This window comes from Paenibacillus sp. GM1FR, assembly GCF_002803315.1.
GTDB classification, from domain to species: Bacteria; Bacillota; Bacilli; order Paenibacillales; family Paenibacillaceae; genus Paenibacillus; species Paenibacillus amylolyticus.
In genome coordinates this window covers 172580-197101 of the sequence record NZ_MKZL01000054.1, presented here as the reverse complement: position 1 = coordinate 197101, position 24522 = coordinate 172580, and the positions used below count along the sequence as shown (strand labels likewise).

20 protein-coding genes are annotated in these 24522 nt (G+C 46.3%); 5 read left to right on the top strand and 15 right to left on the bottom strand.

The window, feature by feature from the left end:
* Positions 1-103 precede the first annotated feature (103 nt).
* The 3 genes from PAEAM_RS25090 to PAEAM_RS25080 all read left to right on the top strand — a co-directional run bounded on the left by PAEAM_RS25090 (position 104) and on the right by PAEAM_RS25080 (position 3832).
* Positions 104-1009: an AraC family transcriptional regulator gene (locus tag PAEAM_RS25090; RefSeq protein ID WP_165790053.1), complete on the top strand. Its 906-nt coding sequence runs from the start codon at positions 104-106 to the stop codon at positions 1007-1009.
* Positions 1010-1151: 142 nt separating this feature from the next.
* Positions 1152-3140, top strand: a complete 1989-nt coding sequence (locus PAEAM_RS25085; protein WP_100529364.1) for an elongation factor G — start codon at positions 1152-1154, stop codon at positions 3138-3140.
* 14 nt (positions 3141-3154) lie between these two features.
* A complete protein-coding gene (locus tag PAEAM_RS25080; protein WP_026081149.1) occupies positions 3155-3832 on the top strand; it encodes a tetratricopeptide repeat protein in 678 nt (225 codons plus the stop codon).
* 113 nt (positions 3833-3945) lie between these two features.
* On the opposite strand, the gene PAEAM_RS25075 is transcribed toward PAEAM_RS25080, so the two are convergent.
* The 13 genes from PAEAM_RS25075 to rpiA form a co-directional block, all read right to left on the bottom strand.
* On the bottom strand, positions 3946-5007 hold the full coding sequence (locus PAEAM_RS25075; protein ID WP_100529363.1) for a phosphotransferase: 1062 nt from the start codon (positions 5005-5007) through the stop codon (positions 3946-3948).
* Between the two features lie 92 nt (positions 5008-5099).
* Positions 5100-5726, bottom strand: coding sequence for a GDSL-type esterase/lipase family protein (locus PAEAM_RS25070; protein ID WP_017689264.1), 627 nt, complete (start codon positions 5724-5726; stop codon positions 5100-5102).
* A gap of 204 nt (positions 5727-5930) precedes the next feature.
* The gene (locus PAEAM_RS25065; RefSeq protein WP_100529362.1) at positions 5931-9098 is read right to left on the bottom strand and encodes an MMPL/RND family transporter; all 3168 of its coding nucleotides are present in this window, start codon (positions 9096-9098) and stop codon (positions 5931-5933) included.
* Positions 9095-9553, bottom strand: a complete 459-nt coding sequence (locus PAEAM_RS25060; protein WP_036609512.1) for a MarR family winged helix-turn-helix transcriptional regulator — start codon at positions 9551-9553, stop codon at positions 9095-9097. The genes PAEAM_RS25065 and PAEAM_RS25060 overlap by 4 nt, the downstream gene beginning before the upstream one ends.
* A gap of 219 nt (positions 9554-9772) precedes the next feature.
* Positions 9773-10210 (bottom strand): GNAT family N-acetyltransferase, encoded by a 438-nt coding sequence (locus tag PAEAM_RS25055; RefSeq protein ID WP_036609514.1) that lies wholly within the window; start codon positions 10208-10210, stop codon positions 9773-9775.
* Positions 10211-10265: 55 nt separating this feature from the next.
* Positions 10266-10451 (bottom strand): hypothetical protein, encoded by a 186-nt coding sequence (locus PAEAM_RS25050; protein ID WP_036670270.1) that lies wholly within the window; start codon positions 10449-10451, stop codon positions 10266-10268.
* A 49-nt stretch (positions 10452-10500) separates the two neighbouring features.
* Complete coding sequence (locus PAEAM_RS25045) at positions 10501-11232, bottom strand: class I SAM-dependent methyltransferase (protein WP_100529361.1); 732 nt, start codon at positions 11230-11232, stop codon at positions 10501-10503.
* Positions 11233-11300: 68 nt separating this feature from the next.
* Complete coding sequence (locus PAEAM_RS25040) at positions 11301-12254, bottom strand: alpha/beta hydrolase (protein WP_100529360.1); 954 nt, start codon at positions 12252-12254, stop codon at positions 11301-11303.
* Between the two features lie 36 nt (positions 12255-12290).
* Positions 12291-14000, bottom strand: coding sequence for an ATP-binding protein (locus PAEAM_RS25035; protein WP_100529359.1), 1710 nt, complete (start codon positions 13998-14000; stop codon positions 12291-12293).
* 15 nt (positions 14001-14015) lie between these two features.
* Complete coding sequence (locus PAEAM_RS25030; RefSeq protein ID WP_100529358.1) at positions 14016-15104, bottom strand: cobalamin B12-binding domain-containing protein; 1089 nt, start codon at positions 15102-15104, stop codon at positions 14016-14018.
* A gap of 286 nt (positions 15105-15390) precedes the next feature.
* Positions 15391-15852, bottom strand: a complete 462-nt coding sequence (locus tag PAEAM_RS25025; protein ID WP_036670259.1) for a MarR family winged helix-turn-helix transcriptional regulator — start codon at positions 15850-15852, stop codon at positions 15391-15393.
* A 15-nt stretch (positions 15853-15867) separates the two neighbouring features.
* Positions 15868-16467 carry a GNAT family N-acetyltransferase gene (locus tag PAEAM_RS25020; RefSeq protein ID WP_243391464.1) on the bottom strand — a complete coding sequence of 200 codons (600 nt, stop codon included), beginning with the start codon at positions 16465-16467 and terminating at the stop codon, positions 15868-15870.
* 25 nt (positions 16468-16492) lie between these two features.
* Positions 16493-17164 carry a ribose-5-phosphate isomerase RpiA gene (gene rpiA, locus PAEAM_RS25015; protein WP_047842431.1) on the bottom strand — a complete coding sequence of 224 codons (672 nt, stop codon included), beginning with the start codon at positions 17162-17164 and terminating at the stop codon, positions 16493-16495.
* Between the two features lie 510 nt (positions 17165-17674).
* Between rpiA and PAEAM_RS25010 the strand changes: the two genes are divergently transcribed.
* Both PAEAM_RS25010 and PAEAM_RS25005 read left to right on the top strand, forming a co-directional pair.
* On the top strand, positions 17675-19417 hold the full coding sequence (locus PAEAM_RS25010) for a methyl-accepting chemotaxis protein (protein ID WP_100529440.1): 1743 nt from the start codon (positions 17675-17677) through the stop codon (positions 19415-19417).
* 79 nt (positions 19418-19496) lie between these two features.
* The gene (locus PAEAM_RS25005) at positions 19497-23171 is read left to right on the top strand and encodes a non-ribosomal peptide synthetase family protein (protein WP_481856137.1); all 3675 of its coding nucleotides are present in this window, start codon (positions 19497-19499) and stop codon (positions 23169-23171) included.
* Positions 23172-23306: 135 nt separating this feature from the next.
* Here the strand turns inward: PAEAM_RS25005 and PAEAM_RS25000 are convergent, their stop codons facing one another.
* Together PAEAM_RS25000 and PAEAM_RS24995 are read right to left on the bottom strand one after the other, a co-directional pair.
* Positions 23307-23927: a TraX family protein gene (locus tag PAEAM_RS25000; protein WP_243391463.1), complete on the bottom strand. Its 621-nt coding sequence runs from the start codon at positions 23925-23927 to the stop codon at positions 23307-23309.
* A 77-nt stretch (positions 23928-24004) separates the two neighbouring features.
* On the bottom strand, positions 24005-24505 hold the full coding sequence (locus PAEAM_RS24995; protein WP_133120484.1) for a GNAT family N-acetyltransferase: 501 nt from the start codon (positions 24503-24505) through the stop codon (positions 24005-24007).
* Positions 24506-24522: the final 17 nt, after the last annotated feature.

The following is a 24522-nucleotide window of genomic DNA, read 5'->3' as shown; positions in this document are numbered from 1 at the left end:
TTTTATTGTAAACGCTTTAAATTCATTGTATCATCAATAAAAGGAAATTAAATTGCTTATATTGCGGTAAATATACTCTCTCATGACCAGGTATAACATCTCGTTGAAGACGATCGTCTGGAAAGGAGTCTTTATGGAACGTTCACCTGTTCGTACGACTATTCAAGCAGAATCCGGTATTCCGTTCCGCCTGGTGTACAGCGATACCAAATCCCCTCAGAACGAATTGCCAGATCACCTTCACGACTGGCATGAAATTATCTATGTATATCGGGGTCAGGGTAGCATCTTTATTGATACGGGACTTGAGAATATGCAAGAAGGAGATCTGTTCATTATACCGGGCAGCACGGTTCACCGAGCCTTGCCGGATGCAGGCAATCCTGTCACATCTTCCGCATTGTTCTTCAGCCCGGGCTTGCTGGCATCGACCGCTGGAGGCGCTGCTTCTTCCTTGCTAAGCCTGTTTGAACGTTGTCGTAAACAACGCGTGTATAAGAGGCATCTGAACACAGAGGAGCAATCACAGGTGGCCGCCCTCATTGATGATATTCAGACCGAATTCCAGCTCGGTCATCATCTAAGCGCACATGCGGCCCTGTTAAGGCTGCAACTGTTGCTCATTTTTCTGGAACGTCTGGAAGCTGCAGGACCTGCGAATCCGGGTAAATCCGCTCCAGGTCCCTCATGGCTCTCTTCTACGATCTCTCATATTGACGATAACCTTCGGAATGGCCTGTCCCTCCCTGAACTGGCGCAGCACGCCTCTGTATCCCCTGCCCATTTCAGTCGTGCCTTCAAACGATACACGGGAATGACTCTAACGGATTACGCATTAGCACGAAGGGTCATTATGGCGAAAGAGCATCTGGTGCAAGGTGATGAGACGATGGCAGCCGTTGCTGATGCTTGCGGGTTCGACAGCCTGCCCCATTTTTACCGTCAATTCAAAAAATTAACCGGTACAACGCCCGCAGCATACCGCAGAACCATGAACAGTTCTCGTTAAAATAGAACCAGACTGGAACATAGGTGCCTGGGTCTAATCATATATATCCACATATTCTTCCATATGGAAGATGTGGTATGATAATCTGGATTATTACTTGTCGGAAACATTGCATTCCGCTGTCAGAGGAGCTTAGCTTTCCATGTTAAACGAATTGAATCGCAGGAATATTGGCATCTTCGCCCATGTGGATGCGGGGAAAACAACCACCACCGAGCATATGTTATACGAGAGTGGTGTCGTCCGCAGTCCGGGACGTGTAGATGACGGAACAACAGCCACAGACTCCCTGGACATTGAGAAAGAACGTGGCATATCCGTTCAGGCAGCCATGACCTCTCTGATCTGGAAGAACACCATCATTGACCTCATTGATACGCCTGGTCACATTGATTTTAGCTCCGAAGTAGAGCGAACGCTACGGGTAATGGATGGAGCTATTCTCATTCTGTCGGCAGTAGAAGGCATTCAGTCCCAGAGTGAAGCCATCTGGCATGCCCTTCGTTCACTTCGCATCCCAACCATCATTTATATTAATAAAATGGATCGGATTGGTGCGTCTGCCCCAGCGGTAATGGAGCAGATTCGTTCCACCCTGTCCCCTTTCGCATGCGAAATCCAAACGTATCAGTTCCACGAAGATTCATTTCATGGCATCGACTCGCTATGGAACCCGAATCAAGATTCTCTGTCAGATGGCACACCTTCCATTCCAGGTCTGGTTGAGATACTTGCCGAGCTGGACGAAAAGGTCATGGAAGCCTACATCCAGGAGACTCCGTTATCACAAAGGGATCTGAATGAAGCATTCCTGCGGTATGTGCATCAGGGTGAGATGTTCCCTGTGTGTTATGGGGCTTCCGGCAAAGGAATTGGCGTCACGGCATTGCTGGACACGGTCCTTGCATTTCTGCCTCCACCTGCACAACCAGTGGACTCTCCCGTATCCGGTGTTGTGTTCAAAATTGAACGTGATCGCACGATGGGACGCACGGCATATGTCCGTATGTATGGTGGCAGCTTACACAATCGGGATACCATCCATAATTCGACGCGGGAGCTTGAAGAGAAAGTGACGCAGATTCGCCGAATGGATGGAAGAAAATGGGCGGATACCGGTGCCGTTCACGCGGGGCAGATTGCTGCGCTGTACGGACTGAGTGACACATATGTGGGTGACATTATCGGCAATCCTGAAGGTGTACCTCCTCTGCCACAGATGGCTGTGCCTTTGCTGACCGTACAAGTACATGGCAAGGACCCGGCACATTACCCCGATCTTGTCGCAGCATTGCAAGAATTGACGGATGAGGACCCCTTACTCGACCTGCAATGGTTGCCAGAGGAACGAGAACTGCATCTCAAGGTCATGGGAACCATTCAGCTTGAGATTTTATCCAGCCTGTTGCTGAGTCGTTTCGGATTGGATGTCGTGTTTGATCCGCCATCCGTCATCTATAAGGAGACACCACGTACAGCCGGAGAAGGTTACATCGCTTATACGATGCCTAAGCCCTGCTGGGCCATCCTTCGCTTCAAGATTGAACCTTTGCCTCGCGGAAGCGGTCTGATCTATGCCTCAACCGTAAGGACAGAAGATCTGCTGTTACGTTATCAGAATGAAGTTGAACGACGAATTCCGGAATCCTTGTCTCAAGGTATGCTCGGTTGGGAAGTAACCGATCTGCGCATCACGCTGATGGAAGGGGAACATCATGTCTGGCATACGCATCCGCTGGATTTTGTTGTAGCCACGCCTATGGGAATCATGGATGGAATGTCGAGAACAGGTACCACGTTGCTGGAACCCCTTCTCCAGTTCCGGCTGACGGTCCCGGAAGAATACGGCGGTAAGGCCCTTAGTGATCTGGTACATATGCGGGCAACCTTCGAAGCCCCCGTCATTGGTAGCGGACGTTGTATTATTGAAGGAGTTATGCCTCTTGCCACCTCAATGGATTATCCGGTGAAACTGCGTTCCGAGACAAGCGGCCGCGGAGTGCTTACGACTTCGTTTGCCGGATACCAAGATTGTTCTGCGGATGTGAATCATACTTGCAAACGCAGAGGAGTTAACCCGCTGGATCAGTCGAAATATATTTTAAGTGTACGAAACGCGATTACATCATAAATGGAGTTGAACCTGTGCTTATTAAATTTCTTATCTTTGGCCTTCTATGGCGGATTGTAGGTAATCCGTTCATTGCCATCCTCATTTTACTCGTTATACTATATTTCCTGGATCGTCGTTACGTTGGGGTGTTCCCAAGCTTCACGAAACCTCTCAAACGTATGCGTAACATCTCCCGGCTTCGGCAACAGCTTGCCATGAGTCCCAATGAAGTTTCCTCCAAGCTGGAACTGGCTCGCCTGTTAATTGAGCGCAAGCGTTACAGTGAGGCACATGCCTTATTGCTTGAACTGGAGCGCCCATACGAACAATCAGCTGAGTACTGGGAGGCATTAGGGACAACTGAGCTTCATCTGGGTAACATCGAAAAAGGCGAACGTCATATTTTGCAAGCCCTCGAGATCAACCCCAGAGTCAAGTACGGACGCCCGTACCTAACCCTTGCTGGAGCTTTCAAAGATACGCATGAGGACAAAGCGCTGGATTATGTGCATCAGTTTCAGGAGATTCATTCCTCTTCCAGTGAAGCCTATTATCTGCTCGGCTCGGTTCACCGTTCCCTCGGACGCAATGCAGACGCGAAGCAGGCTTACGAGCAATCTTTGAACGTTTATCGTTCGTTGCCCAAATACAAAAAACGTCAGGAGCGCCGCTGGGCTGTCCGCAGTTGGTTCCGCAAACGTGGACTGTAATGTCATCCGCTATACACTGTAATCTTCACACATCATTTTTCTAACTAATAAAAGTGCACTGATCTCTGCCCTCGTATGAGCAGAACCAGTGCACTTTATTCTTAACAGCGATATTAATACACCAATATCTCACGCAGTCGTTCTTCATGGAGATGCATCCAGTCGGTCCGCTGTTTCAGCTTCACAATCTGCTCCACAGCCACTTCCGGCTCATCTGTACCCTCGAACATCCGACTGATGAAATGCATGACCACATCCAGACTACGCAGTAAAATCAATCGAGGTATAGCCAGCAACTCTTCCGATTTCAGGCTGACCTGTTCCCGAAATCCCCTGATCAGTCCCTCCTGTGCCTGCCACATCCAATCTTCACTCTTGTCCATGGTAAGGAGGTCAGACATCGGAACAGCCAGCTCCATTACCCGCAAATCCCATGTCGCAAATTCAAAATCCAAAATGGCACAGATTCCACCATCCTGCTGATCTACCAATACATTCGAGGCATTCACGTCCCCATGAACCAATTGATGCGGCAGATGTTCCATACCCCGCAGGGCTTCAAACAGATCTGGCAGCGCCTCTCTCAGTTGCTTCAACTCATTTGCACATGAGGCCAATTGCTCTGGCGGCGATGTGCATAACTGTAATAATCGTTCTGGTGAACAGAGCGGATACGCATCCTGAATTCGATAATATGGTGGATACACAGGTTCAAGTGGTATATCCAGGGTAGCCATAACAGAAGACAGGGCCCCCGCCGCTTTACCGAGCCCTATCAATTGATCTGGTGTATGCCAGATGGGATTGACGCCTTCCCTATATTGAAACAGAGTCACAATTTTGGTATGACCTGTCAGGGTATCTTTTACAGGAAGGAACGTACCTCTCTCACCAGATAACCGCCTTACAAGTGAAGGTGTATCAAGCTTAAAGTTCGAACGTTGGAGGGCTTCCAGCACCTCGTGTTCAAAGGTAATTTTCATCGGATCATTATGTGTTTCATATTGTCTCATGACGTAATTAGTCCCGTCTACATGGAGCATGTAAGTAGAATTATTCATCCCACCCTTTCCCCGCTCGCCTTTCCAATCCGATGTAAAACCATATAAGGCCAACACTTCGGATATACGCTGCTGCTCTGAAGGATGGAGGGAACCAGAATCGATGTTTTGCACCAAAAATTAACCCCTTTATCTCACAAAATGGAACTGTCTTTTATTTATCTTAAAGGAAGTCCATCGCTTGGTCTAGTTCTGTTCCAAAGTGATCAAGAGAACGGATAATATCCCGTCCGATTAAGCTGCTCCGCAATGACACGATACCCTCTTGCATTGGGATGCACTCTGTCCCAGAACAACAGTTCACGTTCACGACCTTCAAACCTGTCATACACCTGAGCACACGCATAGTTGCCTGATCCCGCTCCATTCAAAAACGAATTATATTGGCGCACCCAGTACGCAGCTTCCGTCGCTTGTGGATACGGGTTGTACAATCCGATGGATCGGACCATATACTCATGGTTGCCCTTTAACTGCCGAATGTGCCGCATGATCTGGGATACATTACTGCGGGTTTCTCCGAGCACCTGTGTCATTTTGCTGGCATTTGGAATACCATTACTTGCTTTAAACGTACGAATCAGATCATTACCGCCAATGGATATGGTAATGATATCCGCTTCACGGAGCGATTGCCGCACTCGGGGATGCGAAGAGATCATCTGCAACATTTCCCCCGACGTCAGTCCATTCACGCCCATATTTTCCATGGATACAAACGTACGAACATTCATTTCTGCCATTCGCCGATATAAAGGAACAAAGCCGGTGCCCAGCAACGCTCCTGTACCTACCGTTAATGAATCTCCTATAGCCACATATCGATATACCATCCCGTCGCCCCTCTCTGCTGTGATTTCTCTGAACAATAATGAACTGCTCTATATCTTATGATGAGTGGCAAGACAAGGCGCGGGATGGTGTCCTTAGGCATGCACCTTTCTTTTGCATAAAACCATATTTCTTCTTCTGTAGAGGTAAAAAAAAGAAAACAGCCCTGCCGCATAACGCGGCAGAGCCTGATTCATTGCAATGCATTACATGCCTATGGTCCGATCCGAATCAACGGAATCTGATTGTTCCTTGTTCGGGAACGGCCACCAGTTGGCCCGGCCAAACATCTTCACCATCACTGGGACGAAGAATGGCAGGAACAGCAGAGAGTACAAGATCAGTCCGCTAAGGACTACTGTGGCAATCTGCATCATCGAGAGAACACCGGATGGATACATGGCAGCAAATGTACCGCTCAGAATGACCGCGGCAGATAGAATAACGGTGCCCATGTTCTTCATCGCGTACAACATCGCATCCTGTACTTTCATGCCTTTGTTCTCATTGAAACGGTCCATCAGGAAGATGCTATAATCCACACCAAGTGCAATCAGCATAACAAATCCGAAGAACGGAGTAACCCAGCTAATGCCTGCGAATCCGAGGATATTAACAAAGATCACTTCGGTTAACGCCATCGATGTGAAATAAGCCAGTAATAAGGAAACGATCAGATACAATGGCATAATGACCGAGCGAAGTAGCACGACCAGAATAATGAATGTACCTGCCAGCATCAGCATTACAGTACGTGTATAGTCGTTATTCGAGATCTCCTGCAGATCTGCAAACGTACTCGTAACGCCACCTATGGCGATGTCTGCTTTTTCAAGCGTACTGCCTTGTACCGCGCGATGTACTGCCGCCTCAATGTCAGGAACACGATCAATGGCTTCTGTTCCGTATGGATTTTCGGCGAAAATAACATCAATCGTCATCGTTTTCCGATCTTCAGACAGATACGTATCAAATACCTGTGTGAAGTCTTTGCTGTTCAGTGCTTCATCAGGAACGTACCAGCCTGCCAGATCGGAATCTGGTGAATTTTGCAATTGCGTCAGGTAGTCCTGCGCTGAATCCAGCCCCCCAGATACCTGTTTAATACCATCGACACTCTGGTTCAGTCCATCTGTCAGTTGTGTCAGCTGACCACTCAGATCAGAGAAGCCTTGCTGAATTTTCTCCTGACCACCCTGAAGCTGGCCAAGTCCATCTTGGATGGAAGGAATCTCGCTAATCACTTTGCCCTGACCATCCGCAGCCTGTTTGAGACCGGATTGCAACTGACCGATTCCCGTTACAATCTGGCCCAGGCCATCGGCAAGCGCCTTTTGTCCGGCTGCTGCGGAGGCAAACCCTTCATTGGCCTGATTAATTCCAGCAGCGGCTTCTCCCAGCTTGGTCTTAATCTGACCCAAACCTTGAGCAAGCTGCGCTGTGCCAGAACCTGTTTCACCAATCGTGCCTTTGATACGCTGGTAATCAGCATCTTGCTGCAATTCAGGATAACGCTCTTCAAGTGCTGTGAAGGATTCGGACAGACTGGTTAGAGCTGTTGAAACCCCGTTCAGCTGTTGTTCCAGTTCGCGGGTTCCATCCCCCAGCGCAGCGACCCCTGCTCCCGCCTGACGATAGGCTTCAAGCAACTGATTGTTCGCCTGCGCAAGCTGATCTGCACTCGTTTTGGCTTGCTGAAGTCCGGCTTTCAGATCCCCTGCACCTGCGGAACCATCTCGAATACCTTTTTCAATCTGCCCTAGTCCCTCACTGAGTTGCGTGATACCCGATTGCAACTGGGAGGTTCCTTTGGTAAGTTCACCTGCTCCATCAGCAGCTTCTTTTAACTGTGGTTCATTTTTACTTAGCTGACTGCTGGCTTCACTCAGGCCATCACGGATTTTGTCCAGACCCGTCTTGCCTTCACCCAGTCCATCCGATAATGTTCCCACTTGCTGGGTAACTTCAAAATCTTTAATCTCATCACCCGTAGGTCGTGTCATACTGCGGACACCAGAGACTCCGGCTACTTTCTCTACTTCCCGGCTAATTTTCTCGGCAACGGCCATATACTTTGCATTATCCATCTCTTCATCGTTCTGGATGACGATCTGACCCGGCAGCGATTCACCCGGACCAAAGCTGTCGGAGATAATGTTAAATGCTTTTACGGAATCATATTTCTCGCCAATCTCATCGAGACTATTGAACGAAAGTTTGCCATCGTAGGTTGCCAGAAGAGGCACACAGACAGCTGCAACGATGAGCAGCGCAGCCCATGGACGTTTCAGCGAGAAGCGACCAGCTGCACCATAGATCTTGCTCTCGGCATGTTCAAGTGAACCCTTTGACGGCCAGAATAACTTCTTGCCCAGCACCGCCATGAAGAATGGCACAATGGTTACCAAGGCAAGCATCATCACAGCAATACCTACAGCTACGGCAACCGCAGAACGGTACAACATAAACTGGGCAAAGCCGATCGCAATGAATCCAACCAGCACAGCTAGTGCTGAGAAGAGTACCGTTTTACCGGCAGTACGATAGGTCGCAATGATGGCATCCCACGTATTCTCATGATGAGCCAGTTCTTCCTTGAACCGACTGATCAGCAGGATACAGTAATCCGTACCAATACCAAACATGACGGCGACCATAAAGATCTGTGTAAACGTGGATATCGGGAAGTCCATCCCATCCACCAGAAATGCAACAATCTGTTGCGATACAATGTAACTGATCCCCACCGTCAGTAGCGGGACAAAAGGAGCTACAAACGAACGGAAGACCAGGAACAGAATGAGTAAAATAAAGACAACTGTAATATATTCCGATTTCTTAAGCCCCTCTTGGGAACTTTCAATGGTGTCCTCATCAATCAGACCTTTACCGGTTATGTAGTGCTCCACATTGACGGACTTCAATGCTTCATTCAGGTCTTCCCGCATTTCCTTGACCGTACGATCTCCCTGATCAATGGATAGCGATGTTAGAATCGTTTTTCCGTCAGCTGAGATCATCTTCTCGGACAGTTCAGGCTGAGAGAAAGGTTCCAGAATGGACAGAATACCGAGCTTCTCCTTGTCGGCCTCCAATTGCTTAACTGCCTTCTCTGCCTCTTGTTTCCCCGTGGTGCCCAGCCCATCGGGATTATAGAATACAAGGGCGATCTGGCTCCCCTGTTGTTCTCCTTTTTGTGCTGCAGCTTCATTCAGAATCGCTGCTGCCTGGGTGGAAGAGTACCCTTCCGGAACCGAAAACTGTCCCTTTTCCCGAATCAGTTCACTCATGTTAGGGGCGGTAAACATCAACACGGCAGCTACAACAACCCATAGCCCCATTAACCACCATCTTGCTTTTAGTATCGTTCTCATTCGTTCTCCCGTCCTCCTTCATGCGATAGCAAAGCTGCAAGCTTCTCAAAAGATTCAATGAAAATTCGGACTTCTTCCGGTTTAAAATGAACCAGATACGGCTCCAGAATCTGCTGTATTTCCTGTTCTGTTTCCCTGTATACCTGTCGTCCGGTATCCGTCAGTGTCAGATATACAACGCGACGGTCACGTTCATCCCCGGCCCGATGGACCAGATCGCGATCCACCAGCTTGTTGACCAAAGCGGTAATGCTGCTCTTACCTATACACAGAAGCTCTGCAAGATCAGAGGGCGTGCAGAAAGGTTTCTCTTCAATCAGACGAAGTGCGCAGAACTGATCGGTCGTTATGGTCTGCCCCACTTGTTCGCGTATCCGCGTATCAAACCGCTTATTGACCATAAAGGAAGCATCCAAATAGCGGTTCACCAAACTTTTTGCATCCGGTGTACTCATTCTTCATTCTCCTTTCCCAAATCTATATAGTTCACTTAACGAACTATTCTTCTGTGAAACTATTCTATAATGAAACAATCTTACAAAGCAATACTTTTTTCCTGCTTTTTAGATGAAAACGACAAAAAAACAGGACGTCCGACTCAGCTCATTGCCAAATCCAACATCCTGTACTGATGATAATCCATATATTTCTTAAAGTAATAAAAGGTCTCTGTGCTACTCTTCGTCCGTATCTTCCTCTTTTTCAAGCACACAACGGAATCGCTCCACACCTGGGTATAATTCACCCAGACTATATACCACAAACCCCGTATTCCGATAAAACTCGACGGCTTCCAGCTCGGTCTCCGCAATCAGTCTATCAGGATTGTATGTTGCCAACAGTTGTGAGATCATACCACGTCCATAATTTTTAAAGCGGTTTTCAGGCAAAACCGAGATATGATGAATGGTAACCTCACTTGTTCCTGTCTTCTCATATCCAATCAGACCGATCAATTGTCCCTCATCTTCGTAACCGCCCATTTGCAATTCGTCTTTCTCTACATATTGTTGCAACGCACGGTTCAAGTGATCCGGATCAGGAAAGACCGAGTAGGACAATAGCTCCTGTACTTCCGGCTCCTGTATGCGTGATTTCAGATTAATTAACACCTTGATTCCTCCTATACCTTGCTTGTTTCCGTTATCGTATTGTAGTCGTTAGCCTCTAAAAGTTCAAGTCGTGTGCCGATTCAGCTCCGATACCCTCCAGCACATTTTGCTCAGCATTGGTATCGTGATAACGGTTGCAACCATTCTTTTGCACATAGGATACAATCTTCCCGTTCTGATCTGCGACAGCCACACGCGTGTGGCTCCCTCCTCCATCCATCCCTATTACATATGTATTCATCCTTAACCATCTCCCTTCAGACCACACATTAAGAGTGCCGGGTCCATTGTCAGGTCCCGGCAGAGAATTTATTGCTTTTGTACAGCAAACGAAGCAGTTCACAACGAAATTGTGTCGGTTCATCATACTTTTCCTCTTCAATCGTCTGTGTAACATGTTCCTGAAGCAGAATATTCCAGCCTTTGTAGGCATCCTCCAGTATAGCAATCGCCTCGGCTGTGGGCAGGTTCAGTTCAATTAATGGTTTAATCTCCTTGCCTGTATTGATTTCTTTCTCCTCCACATTGGTACTCATCGTAATACAATGAATGCCCCCTGTACGAGTTCCGGCCTGTAACCGGTCTATCGCTTCCATGAAGGCTTGCTTATTTGAGACATGTTCCAGACAAGAGCAAGCAGCGATATAGTCAAAATAGTTTGGCTCCACAGCATAATGTTCAACATCTGCTTTCACTGCCTGCACGATATGATCAACCTGATATTCTTTCGCATACTTGCGAAGTCCGTCTACGGCCTCATCCAGTAAATCCACACCGATGACTTCACTCTTCGTTTTTGCAAGGCGCTGTGCAATCGGTATCGTATGCCTCCCCACTCCGCATCCCAGATCGAGGACACGCAATTCCTCCTTGTGAGCAAGTAGGCGTTCCAGCATATCCATCACCATAGGCATGGGCCTCGACATCCAGGTACCAGAGGCGAATAATTCATTATTCTGATAGAAATTGGAATGATAACCTTCCTCTGCTTTTCGTGCAGCCTCAAATTGTTCGTTTCCCATCAAGATACCCCCATCGTTTAGAAAATGATTTGCATCTTCTACTTAATACCCAGATCGTCACAAAAAAATCAATTAAAAGCAGGTGACAGATTTTTCTTCATAAAGGATTCCAGTGCCGCCTCATATCCGGTGCGATCGACTTGAAACGCTGTGCCATGACCGGCACGGGGGACGGTCAGCAATTCCTTTTTGGTTGGGCAAGCTTCATACAACCTGTACACCATTTCCGTTGGTACAAACGTATCAGCCTCACCGTGGATGAATAACACGGGAACGTTAACTTTGGCAAGCTGCTTGAGAGCCGAAGCCTCTCTAAAGGAATACCCTGCTTTCCACCGGGAGATCAGACTTGTGACAGGTATAAACGGAAATGCAGGGAGCTTGTATAATTGCTTCAACTGGAACGTCAGCTCTTCTTCCACGGATGTATACGCACAATCAGATACAATGGCTTTAACCTGAATCGGCAGGACTTCACCACCTGTCATCAGTACGGTTGCTCCTCCCATGGATATGCCGTGCAATATGATTTGACCTTGTGTACCCACTTTTTCAAGCACCCAGTTCGTCCATTGGACATAATCCTTCCGATCTAACCAGCCAAAACCGATGATATCACCTTCACTCTGTCCATGACCTCGATCATCTGGCATGAGTACGTTATAACCGTGCTTTTCCGCATAAAACCGGGCGAATCCAGCCATTTCTCTGCCTCTCCCCGAATAACCATGTGCCAGAATAACCGTCTGATCCGACCCTTTATTGGAACCGAGCCATGTACCATACAGTTTTAATCCATCATGTGATTGAAGAGATATCTCTTCTGTAGGCTGAGCATCCAGCCACTTCAGGTCAGAAGCACTGCTAATGATTTCATTGTCCGGTTCAGGCATCAGATTTGGATTATCTACCAAAAACGTTTTTGCTGTACGGCGAATGGCCGTTTTGAAAAAATAAAGCCCTCCTGCCCACAGAAGAGCAAGAAAGATCAGTACCAGTGCCGCAAGTACGTAGAATAACATGAACGAGCCCTACCCTCTTTCCTCATTAAGATATGTTCAATCTTTACTTACTCGTTGCAGTGCTGCACATGCTGCTTGATAGGCGGGTAACAAAGCATCCAGCAAAGGTTCTGCTTTCCGTGATTGACCTTCCTTCGCGAACTGCTCTATCTGAGCAAACAAAGTTGATAAATAACGAATCCCTAGGCTCAAACTCCCTGATTTCAGATCATGGGCTACCTCGGTTGCAGCAACATGGTCACCGGACACAATATGCCTGCGCAGCACCTCAATCTTGCCAGGTGTATCGGTACGATACATGTCCAACAACATACCAAGGAGTGTACGATCGCCATCGGTGTTTAATTCCGCGATCTCATGTACGATGCTCATATTTAGTACCTCGGTCGGTTCGGAGGATTGCTGCCACTTCTCGATCATCTTACTCAGAATTTCCAGCGTGAAGGGTTTGCCAATAAAGTCATTCATCCCGGCTTCCATACACTTGTCTTTCTCTCCCTGCATGACATTACCTGTCATTGCAATGATTGGTGTGGTATGGCGCATTTCATCCATTTCTATCGAGCGGATTTTGCGTGTTGCCTCCAAACCGTCCATCACTGGCATCATATAATCCATGAGAATCAAACTGTATTTTTTGCTGAGAAAAGCAGCTATTGCCTCTTCCCCATTCACTACAGCGTCCACTTGGGTTATTCCCAGTTTTTTGAGCTGCAACATAACAAGCTGCCGGTTGATGACATTATCATCGGCCAGCAATACAGATACAGAAGGAGCTTCATCATCCATATCCTGCCCCTGATGCTTTTGAGCGGAAGCAACAGACTGGTTAGCGGACTGGTTACCGTCTTTCTTACCAAGTGTAAGTTCGAACCAGAATGTTGATCCTTCACCCTCCTGACTGTCTACTCCAATCTGACCTTCCATCAGTGTAACGAGCGACTTGCAGATCGATAATCCAAGGCCCGTTCCTCCATACTCACTTGAGCGACCTTGTTCAGTCTGCACGTAGGGTTGAAATAACTGGTTCTGATCTTCTTCCGAGATACCAATCCCCGTGTCTTCGACTTCAAATCGGATCATTTGTGTAATCTCATCATCTTTCATAAGGGTGACTCGTATCCGCACTGTACCTTCTGATGTGAATTTGTTCGCATTCTGAATTAGATTGATCAGTATCTGTGTAATCCTCGTTGAATCCCCTTCAAGAAGAGTAGAGATTCTGGGGTCACAGTCTATCGATAACTGATTTCCGTTCTTTCTGACTTGGGGTTCGAGCAAACGAACGATATAGTTTATCGTCTCTTGCAGATCCACTTCTCCCAGTTCAAGTCGCATCTGCCCCGCCTCAAGTTTGGACAGATCCAGAAGATCCTGAATCAGCTTAAGCAGCAGTTTGGCAGCATCCTGTATAACGGAAACGGAATTTTCCTGTTCTTCAGACAAGGGAGACAACTTCAGCATCTCAGCCATCCCCAATATGCCATTTAATGGCGTACGAAAATCATGACTGATGCCTGCAATAAATGCGATTTTTGAATCACCTGCATCTACTGCTTGCTGACGTGCAGCTTCAAGACTGTTATTGTTCTTTGCAAGCAGACGCTGGAGTGTCACCAGTTCATTATTCATATCCGAGAATTCCGTAAGTGTCCGTTCCTCTTGCTCTTTACTCCGGATCATCTGATCTGATAACTGCTCAATCGTTCTGCGTAGCCTCTGTATCTCTCCGCTCTCATTAGACATCACAACATCCCTCTCCTAATCCCTAACCATATCAAGATAATTACATGTAGCTGGCTGAGACAGTAATTGTTCTGCAACCGCTACCGCTTCATCGGCTCCTGGAGCATAACCGTCAGCTCCTATCGTTTTCCACAACTCCTGATCAATATTAAAGGGATATCCCCCAACCATAATCTTCACATGTGCCGTTGCCGGATGATGACGGATCAGATGAATCAACTCTTTGGCCAGATGAAGGTGATACGTCATCGTAACTGAAATCGCAACAACATCGCCCTGATGCCGCTCTATAGCCTCTATGACACTTCCATTGGGAACATTGGCTCCCAGATAGTGCGTATCCCAACCTTCCATCTCGAACACATCTGTGAGCATACGCAGTCCGATCTCATGTTGCTCACTGCCTACACAGGTAGCCACTAGTTTTTTATCCTGACCCGTATGAATCAGCCAGCGGGAATAAAGACGTGATATGAATGACTGGGTCGCTGCCGTACAAAAGTGTTCTTGCCCTACACTGATACGATGGCATTGCCACAATCGTCCAATTTCATATTGGGTGGGCTGAAAGATATATCGATAAATATCACGAATCGTCACCCCGGCTTCTAACTGGGCTTCAATGATCTCAAAGGCTTCTTTCCGTTTATTCTCAAGCAAGCACTGTAAGTACGATTGCGCGGCATCTCCATATGGCATGGATTCGTTGATGTAACCCGCTTGTGACTCCATATGTGTTGTTCTATATATTCCCATCTCCAGATACTCGAGCAGAAGTGCCTTTGACGGATGGTCAAATTCTTCTTCCAATGTCTCTTTGATCAGATTGAGATTAATCGCCAGGTCTTCTGGTGATACCTTATAACCCTCAAGTAGAACTTTCAGCCAGGCAATATAATGAGTAAACAGACCTGGACTCTGTACGAGCGCACTTTCTGCCAAATAGTTCAAGCTATACTCCGAATCCTGTTTGGTTCGCATTTTTCCATTCTCGCCAAATCGCTCAAGTAAATCGGGCTGTCTGAGATACTGTTTCTCCGTTATTTTATCAGCTAAGTTCGCAGATTCTTGGAGCAAACGTTCTCCTGCTTCTTGATGACTCATAGATGCACCCCTCCTCATACCCGCATCACACTCAATCTTCATTCGTGACTAATCCAGAATGAGATTGATGTTAGCTAACTTGCAATCGGGATAAGTTCTTCTACTTGATCCAATCCATCCATTCCGCTCTTAATCGTTATGTTCCATTATACATGAACTTTCGATAATCATGTTTTACACACGATGAATGTATAGAACAATCTTCCTATATTATGGAGGGCCTTGCAAGTCAGTCAGCCAGTATATACCTGTACTTTTCGAGATCCACAAAAAAAACTGACCTGCGTTATGAACGCAAGTCAGTTTTCCCTTCTGCCGCCAGTCCCAGCTTCTTCAACATCTTAATCGCAGCTACTTTCTCGGAAGGGTCAAGTCCTTCCAAAGCATCAATGATTACCTGATGGTGTTGAGGAAATATCTGTGTGAATAGTTCTCTTCCTTCCTCGGTTAACTCAGCATAAATGACACGCCGATCTTCCTTGGATGGTCGACGAAACAGCAGATTTTTATTTTGCAACTTATCTACAACATACGTAATATTACCACTGGACATTAACACCTTTTCACCAATCTTTTGCAATGCCTGCGGTCCCTTATGATATAACAAATCAAGTACACCAAATTCTGTCGTATTCAGTCCGTGACTCTGGATGTCCCGATTGGAACGTGAGGTCACAGAATTGTAGGCCCGAACAAGAACCACGAATAATTGTAAAGACAGTTCCCGGTTGTCCTCCGTGTTCAGCATTTCAATAATCCTCCATCAGTTGTTTACATTTCGGCTCGTATGAGGGGCCAGCTTCTGCTCCCACTCCTCACGGAGCATCCCCATACGAATTGAATCATAGTACTGCCCCCGAACGATGCGACACTTCCGCATTCGCCCCTCTACCTGTAATCCGGCTTTCACAGCCGCACGCATCATACGTTCATTACCAGACCAAGTAGTCAATCCAACCCGAACCAAAGGCATCTGTTCGAACAAATGACTTGACCACATGACAAGTGAGCGTGTGCCAACCCCGCGTCCCCACTGGACAGATCTGTATATTACAATCCCCATTTCCAGCCACATGGATAACTCATCTTCTATGTAATAGCTGATTGTACCCACAATTTGTCTGTCGGATTCAATAATACGGATTGATACGGGTTTGGAATCGCCTGGATCTACGTCCATACGTTTGAGCATACCTTGTTCAAAACTTTCATAACTTTCGTGTTTAAGTGGGTAATAGGGTGCATCCCATTGCTTCCATTCAGGTACATCATCACTGTAGATCAATTCATAGAGTTCTTTCAGATCCTGTTTCTCCACACACCTGAGTACAAGTTCCCCATCAACGATTGGCAGTTCTTTCATACGATGAAAAGCACCCTCTTCCATATTAAGAACGATGAAGCTCTTCGATACTTCCGTCCGCATTGGCAAGAATGACTGTACTAGCCATATCCACAAATAGTCCGTTATCAACAACACCTGGTAACATGTTCAATTGAACATTAAGGTCCGCAGCGTGATCAATCGCCTCCAAGTGGCAATCTGCTATCAGGTTTCCGTTGTCTGTCAGATAACGTTGCTGTCCATCCATCCGCCACTGTGGTTGACACCCCAATTTTTCGAGCGCCTGGAAGGTCCACTCAGAAGCAAATGGAACCACCTCAACTGGAAGCGGGAATTTCCCCAACTTTTGCACGGCTTTGCTGCCATCCGCTACAATAATCAATTTGTCACTATTGGCCGCCACGATTTTCTCACGCAAAAGAGCCCCGCCCCCCCCTTTAATCAGGTTAAATTCGGGATCAACTTCATCAGCACCATCAATGGTCAGATCCAGACGTCCAATCTGGTCAAATGGGACGATGGGAATCCCCCATTCACGGGCAAGCTTGTCCGAAGCCTCTGAAGTGGCAACCGCTTGAATGTTCAATCCATCACGTACCCGCTCACCGATCCGGCAGATGGCATAATAAGCTGTTGAACCTGTACCCAATCCAACCTTCATTCCATCTTCAACATATTCTGCCGCACGCTCTGCTGCTATCTGTTTAAGATTCATCTATAAACCCCCGCTGCTCATAATTTGAGAAATGCATATGTAGTTATTATAGATAAAACCGCTTCCGATGTATATCCGTGCCTTCTGTTGCATCTCTGCCATCATATTTTTGTTTTGTTGAAGGATGTATTTTTACCCACCATGTTATAGAATACAGAATGAAGCTAAAAAATGGGAAATTTTAAAATAAACAGTTCTAAATACCTATAAACCATCTGATATGTCCATAAATACGTAAAATATTAAAAAAAATTTAACGATACTATTCAATTTAACGACATTTTATACGACATATTAATTATAGATGTGTTTTAATAATTAGACACCTATGGTTCATACGGTACATAAGTCTCTACGAAAGCGACTGATAAACCAAGACCATGGTCGCATAAATTTCCTTTGGAGGGGATCACGGAATGATCTAGTTCACTGTACCAATGCAACCCTAAAGTTTCTTAATTTAAAGAAGATCAGGAGTGGAATTTAGTGAAATCATTAAGTTGGAAAAGCATGTCGTTTTTCTCCAAAAATTTGTTACTCTCATTTACCAATATCGTTATCATCGGGGTAGCACTTATCGCAAGCAGTTACTATTTTCAAAAAACAGTTCTTGTTGATCAACTGCATGGACAGGTGGAACAAATTACCAAAAAGTGGGCTGAAGATATCAACCCTACCGAGGTACAAGCTGCTATTGCGGAAGGTAGCTATGATGGAGCAACACAAACGAAATTACGAGCGTATTTCGATGAGATGCAAGAATATTATCCTAACATTGCACAAGCCTACATCTTCGGTGTTGAGCTCGGTGGCGATAACAAGAGATTAACTTCCCTTGTAGCGATGCCGACCAATCTAAGAGAAGCTTTTCAAAGTGAGAACGTAAATATTGGTGACATGTATGAGCAGCCGGTCGTTGTAGCCAATGCACTGAAAGAAATGCTTAATACGGATCGCCCAACATTCACAACATTTTATTCCGATGATTTCGGAACATGGACAACCATTGCATATCCAATCAAAGACAGCAACGGAAAGATTTTCTCATATTTTGCCGTTGATGCAGATGCATCAGCTGTACCTGCGGGACTAAATTCCTTGCTCAAAAACGGAATTATCATCCTTGTGGCCTTCTTGCTGTTATTCCTGATTATCCAATACCTTGTAGTTAAAAACACACTTTCCCCTATCCGTCACTTGATCAAAGGAATTGATGACGTAAGTCGGGGTAATTTGAATGTCAACATTCCGACAGGCAAAGACGATCTGGGACTCGTTAACGAGAAGTTCAACACCATGGTTCGCAAAATCAACGATACTATCGTTAAAGTGCAAATCACGTCACAAGAAGTAAATCAGTCTGCCAAAGAGCTATATGAAGTTTCCGAGCGCAACAGTGAGAATGCAGATTCTATCAATAATAATGTAACTCAAATCACTTCCAACATTCGTTCACAGGAACAGGCAACCCGGGATAGTGCACGTGCCATGTCCGAGATGGCTACCGTAATCCAGACGATTGCCAGTAGCTCGGCTAGTGTGGCGGATGAAGCCTATGAAATGGAACGTCGTTCGCAACAAGGTAACAGTGTTGTCCGTCAGGTATCTGAACAGATGAATCTGATTACGGAATCGGTTAAGAATACCGCTTCTGCCATTGAGGTTCTGGAGAGTCGTTCACAGGAAATCGGCGATATTCTCAATATCATCTCGGGAATCTCCAGCCAGACCAACTTGCTTGCTCTTAATGCATCCATTGAAGCAGCTCGTGTTGGTGAAGAAGGAAGAGGATTTGCAGTTGTTGCAGGTGAAGTACGCAAACTTGCCGAGCAGTCTGAACAAGCAACCAGCCAGGTTGGCGTATTGATCCAAGAGATTCAAGCTGGAATTAAACAAGCTGTACGTGCTATGGAACAAGGTACGTCAGAAGTAGATACAGGACTCAGCGTAGCCGATCAAACAGGACAACTGTTCGAAGATATTTTAGAAGCAGCGAAAAAAGTATCTAATCAGATTCAGGAAGTATCAAGCGCGACAGAAGAAATCTCTGCGGGTACGGAGGAAATGACCGCTACAGCGGACGACTTGTCTTCAAGCGTAAGCAAGACAGCAAACAGCAGTGAACAAATTTCCTCATCTGTTGATGAGCAAAAAGCATCTTTGATTACACTGGTAGACTCCTCCACACGCCTTAACAGCATGTCTGAGGAACTCCAAGAATTGATCTCTCATTTCAATGTAAGCAAACAATAATTCAAATCCACAAACATTCGGTTTGAACCAAGGAGGAATAACTGAAGTGATTGAAAACCAACCATCTTCTTCCCATTCCATGGAATCTAGCTTGCCAGTTCTGCAGATTCCACTGGATTTTGGGCGACGTCAACAATCATTCTCTTATCAGTCTGCTCAAATCACATTACATGCTTCTCTGAGCCGTGAACTTAAACAGAAGTATGGAGAACAGATGGTGTACCCGGTACTACTCTCAGCTTATGCAGCCTTGTTATTCCGATTGTCAGCTGAACAGGAACTTGCCATAGGTATACTTTCCCCCGATCAGGCAGCTTCCTATCTTTCATTACAGATTCAGGGGAAATTGACCTTCAGCCAACTATGTCATCAAGTTTCAGAGCAGCTCAAGATTGAATACACGTTGCAAAACGGTGGATACCCTGAATCGTTTTTTATGCTGAATAGTGTACAGTTGCCTCAAGCTCCTCAAATATTAAACTGGAACGTTCGAGATGATCAGAACATGCTCATCCTCGATCTGTTCTATGATAGTTCACTGTTAAAAGAGTCTACCGTGCTGAGATATGCAGAATATTATCAGACTCTTCTACTCGCCCTCGTGCGTGACGGTGAGAAAGCAATCGGTACGGTAGATATTCTTTCCGCCTCAGATCGATTGCTTTACCGTGAAATGAATGATACTTCTGTTCTCGAACCAGAGAATCAAACGGTTCATGGCTGGTTCGAAGCAACGGCAGCGGCATATCCAGATTCACCGGCGATAACATCGCCATCCAAAAGTTATACGTACAGGGAATTGAATGAACGAGCTAATCAGGTTGCACGTGTTCTGTTATCCAATGGATTGCAGAAAGGTGAATTCGTCAGTATCTTTATGGATCGAAGTCTGGAGACGATCATCTCCCTGCTTGGTATTCTGAAGGCAGGTGGTGCGTATGTTCCTATCGACCCTGAGCATCCACAAGAACGTAACAGTTATATCGTGGAAGATACGGCATCCTCCTTCGTGCTGACAACGGAGGCTTCTTATGCCCAAGCTTCCAGCTTGTTCTCCAGTATAGCTACGGTCCGTCAGATTCTCGCTGTGGATGGTCGTTTAGCCGGATTTGCAGCAAGTAACCCAAATCTGGATATTCAGCCCGATGATCTTGCGTATATTATCTACACGTCAGGGTCGACCGGTAAACCCAAAGGTGCACTGATTGCCCACCGGGGTGTAACCAATCTTGGCAGTGTGGTTCAGCGTGATTGTGACATTCAACCAGGTGATGTATTAACCCAGTTTGCTACATACAGCTTTGATGCATCCGTGTGGGATACCATTGGCGCCTTGTTCTATGGAGCAGAATTATATCTGTTGTCTGCGGAAGAACGTGTATCCGTTGAAGAATTCGCAAGTGCAATTGAACGGACAGGAACAACCATCATTACGATACTGCCTACGATTTTCTTCAATCAGCTTGCTTCCTACTTATCCCATGAAGGTTTCCACAAGCTGGCCAAAGTCAGAATCATTACTGTAGCCGGAGAAGCGTTATATGGTGAACAGGTTCGTGCCTTCCAGCGCAAATTCGGAAACCAGATTGATATTGTTAATGTGTACGGACCTACCGAATGTACAGTAGCCACAACTACTCACCGCATCAGTGAGCAGGTTCCTGAACATGTGGTGAACATCCCTATCGGTAAACCGATTCATAACTACAAAGTATACATTGTAAATGAAGAACAACAGCTCTGTCCGGCAGGTGTACCTGGTGAGGTATATATTGCTACCCCTGCATTGGCCAAAGGTTATCTGAATCAGCCAGAACGTACAGCGCAAGCATTCATTGAAAACCCGTTTGCGATAGGTGAGAAAATCTACAAGTCTGGCGATATTGCCAAATTGCTGGATACCGGGATGCTGGAATATGTTGGTCGCAGTGACTCTCAGCTAAAAATTCGTGGTCACCGGATTGAGATCGGGGAGATTGAAGATCACTTTGCACGGCTTGATCAGATCCAGAACGTTGCGGTCATTCCGAAGAAAGAATCCGATGGACAAAATATGCTGGTTGGTTACTTTACATCGAAAGATGGCAGTACCCTTTCTGTTTCGGACATCAAGGCAGAACTGACGGAAAAACTTCCATCTTATTTTGTACCAAAGTGGATCTGTCAGCTGGATGAAATGCCGATTGCACCGACTGGAAAAATCAATCGCAAAGCGATGGTATCCCTGCCTCATGTGGAACGACATGAAGATCGCCCTGACCGGGTCATGCCTGAGACGGAGACGGAATCCATTATCTTGGACGCATGGAAAGAAATCCTTCAGCACGATGACTTCGGTGTCGAAGACAGCTTCTTCAATATCGGTGGGGATTCACTCCGGGTTATTCATGTACTGGTTATTCTGAAGCCACATTATCCGCAACTGAACATTGCCGACTTCTTTGCCGAGAAAACAGTCCGTGCTCTCGCTCGTCGTGTGGAAGTATTGTCTCTCAGTGCAGCAGTAGTTACGGATTCAGTGGTGACCGATGGTATGATTACACAATTATCCGAACACCCTGTGGAGCTAACGCCCCAGTTGGGGTATCCGCTCATTCGTGAACCTGAGCATGTGTTGCTGACTGGAGCAACTGGTTATCTGGGCTCTCATGTGCTGCAACAGTTAATTCTGAATTCCAGTACACGGATCTACACCCTTGTTCGTCGACCATCCAATGAAATAACTGCAATGGAACGTTTGACTAACGTGCTGGAAGGTTATTTCGGCAAACAACTGACTGACCAACTCTCCACTCGCGTGGAGATTATTGAAGGGGATCTCGAACAACCTAATCTCGGTCTGTCCGCTGAACAAAGGGCTTATGTTCAGGATCGAATTGACCGTGTCATCCACTGCGCTGCAGACGTACGTCATTTCGGCGATGCCGGTCAGTTCGCCAAAACAAACGTGGAAGGAACGGTCGCATTGCTGGACTTGATTCGCAGCAAACCAGGTGCTTCCTTCCACCATGTATCCACGATGGGTATTCCGGAAGATCTCGCACTCAGCGGACAATGGGAATCTTCCCTGCAATATGATCGGTTCCCGGCTGATTTGCATGTGGACAACCTGTATTCGGACAGCAAGCTTGAAGCCGAGAAAGTGCTTATGATTGCGGCAGAGGAAGGTGTACCTGTCAGCATCTATCGTGCAGGTAATCTCACTTGCCACTCCGAAACTGGACGCTTCCAGTCCAATATTGATAGCAACGCCTTTTATCGTATGATCAAAGCGATGTTATTGCTCGGCAAGGCTCCTGCGGCTGACTGGATGGTTGATTTTACACCGATCAACTATGCAAGTGAAGCTATCGTTCATCTGGCCTTACGTCAGGATACCGCCGGTCGTGTATTCCACATCTGTAATCCGGAGCCCATCCGTTATGACGAGCTGATCCGTTCTGTGAATCGGGCTGGTTACGAAGTCGAAACGCTACCTTTCGCCGATTACACACGTTGGTTGTTCGATGCGAGCATCAGCAAAGAGCCGGAAGCTCTTCAGTTGGCTATTGCACAGCTTGAAGGCGACGGTGCGAAGGATTCAGCATATGTCTATGCTTGCCCTGTGACAACGGCTTATGTGGAACCTGCTGGCATCTCATGTGCAAAAACAGATGATCGCTTCATCTCCGCCATGTTAGACTACGCCGTTCAGATTGGATATTTCCCGTCTGCAATCCGGCACCATAACGGCACTTCTACAGCAATGGAGTAAGTTCTTTATTTTCAACACTTCGTACATTAGCAATAATCATAAATAACAAAAATGAAAACAAAGAAGCCACCTTCTCGTCAGTAAATGACGATGAAAGTGGCTTCTTTGTTTTTGGCTTCATTCCGGATCACTCTTTTAGACCCATCGGATAATTGCAATGATGGCAAGATGCGCTGGATAGAAATAACGCCAGACCCAACGTGGCCCCTTCATACGGAATCCCGCTTGGTAATACTGAGCAATAGCAATGCCGGCGGTTGCGAGCACACTATACATTTGCACAGAGCTGTTATGCAGCAGAAGATATAGTGCATTTAACACGACATGTGCTACGACAAGTACAGGACCCTGGAAATAGCGGAATAACAGAACCAATAACAACCCGTACATCCCGTAATCCATTTGGCTAATTTCCATGAACCAACCTGCTCCAATTACAATCGGAATCGCCAGTAGTTTGGATGGCAATTTATCAATAACGAATAATACCAACAGGGCTGACCACAATGTCCATACCACGTTCAGAGAATAATGATTAAACGCAGCCATGAACGGCACCTGTGATATGATCGCAATCCAGAACAGCCGCCATATGTATTTTTGTACGTCTCGTGTATGTTTATAACCGATATACACTGTAAAAGCATAGATTGGAAAAGCGATACGACCTATGATCCTCAACTCTATAATATGTGGAAAAAAGACAGCCCCTATATGATCAATTAACATCGTGATCATGGCAATCCACTGCATCATGTTGCGACTCCCCTCCCTTGTTGCCGACGACACGAGTGTGCCATTCATTTATATAGTGCGTCTTTTTGAGCAACCTCTTATACATTAAGTTCATAATACATGAATTTAGTATCCTGTGCATATCCTTCGGATTCATATAAAGCTTGCGCTTGTTTGTTACTTAACTCAGTTGAGAGTGATATACGAAGAACTCCTCGCTCAGATGCCAATTGCTTGGCTGCTTGCAAGAGCTTCTTGGCAATGCCTTGCTGACGATAATCCGGATGCACATATAGATCATTAAGCACCCAGACAGGCCCCATCGATACCGAACTAAAACTGGGATATAGCTGAACGAATCCAGTACAAATTAAGCCTTTCGAGAGTGACATAACGTTACTTTCATCTGTCCCATGATCACTTTCCGCATCTGTTTCTGCTACCAAAATCACCGATTCATGGCCTTCCATTCGTTCTCTAATATACTGACGTGCTGCCTCAATATCAGCATTTTGGTTGTAGAACATCCTGTACTCATTGAACAAACGTCCCACTTCGTTACTATCAAGAAGACCCGCTTGTCTGATTCGGTGCTGCATTTCACTCAACTCCTCTG

Bases quoted from the DNA above. Each gene is read 5' to 3' on its own strand.
- PAEAM_RS25085 (WP_100529364.1), top strand. From the start codon at position 1,152: ATGTTAAACGAATTGAATCGCAGGAATATTGGCATCTTCGCCCATGTG.
- PAEAM_RS25070 (WP_017689264.1), bottom strand. From the start codon at position 5,726: ATGGTATATCGATATGTGGCTATAGGAGATTCATTAACGGTAGGTACA.
- PAEAM_RS25065 (WP_100529362.1), bottom strand. From the start codon at position 9,098: ATGAGAACGATACTAAAAGCAAGATGGTGGTTAATGGGGCTATGGGTT.
- PAEAM_RS25060 (WP_036609512.1), bottom strand. From the start codon at position 9,553: ATGAGTACACCGGATGCAAAAAGTTTGGTGAACCGCTATTTGGATGCT.
- PAEAM_RS25050 (WP_036670270.1), bottom strand. From the start codon at position 10,451: ATGAATACATATGTAATAGGGATGGATGGAGGAGGGAGCCACACGCGT.
- PAEAM_RS25045 (WP_100529361.1), bottom strand. From the start codon at position 11,232: ATGGGAAACGAACAATTTGAGGCTGCACGAAAAGCAGAGGAAGGTTAT.
- PAEAM_RS25040 (WP_100529360.1), bottom strand. From the start codon at position 12,254: ATGTTATTCTACGTACTTGCGGCACTGGTACTGATCTTTCTTGCTCTT.
- PAEAM_RS25035 (WP_100529359.1), bottom strand. From the start codon at position 14,000: ATGTCTAATGAGAGCGGAGAGATACAGAGGCTACGCAGAACGATTGAG.
- PAEAM_RS25030 (WP_100529358.1), bottom strand. From the start codon at position 15,104: ATGAGTCATCAAGAAGCAGGAGAACGTTTGCTCCAAGAATCTGCGAAC.
- PAEAM_RS25025 (WP_036670259.1), bottom strand. From the start codon at position 15,852: ATGCTGAACACGGAGGACAACCGGGAACTGTCTTTACAATTATTCGTG.
- PAEAM_RS25020 (WP_243391464.1), bottom strand. From the start codon at position 16,467: ATGAAAGAACTGCCAATCGTTGATGGGGAACTTGTACTCAGGTGTGTG.
- rpiA (WP_047842431.1), bottom strand. From the start codon at position 17,164: ATGAATCTTAAACAGATAGCAGCAGAGCGTGCGGCAGAATATGTTGAA.
- PAEAM_RS25010 (WP_100529440.1), top strand. From the start codon at position 17,675: ATGTCGTTTTTCTCCAAAAATTTGTTACTCTCATTTACCAATATCGTT.
- PAEAM_RS25005 (WP_481856137.1), top strand. From the start codon at position 19,497: ATGGAATCTAGCTTGCCAGTTCTGCAGATTCCACTGGATTTTGGGCGA.
- PAEAM_RS25000 (WP_243391463.1), bottom strand. From the start codon at position 23,927: ATGATGCAGTGGATTGCCATGATCACGATGTTAATTGATCATATAGGG.
- PAEAM_RS24995 (WP_133120484.1), bottom strand. From the start codon at position 24,505: ATGCAGCACCGAATCAGACAAGCGGGTCTTCTTGATAGTAACGAAGTG.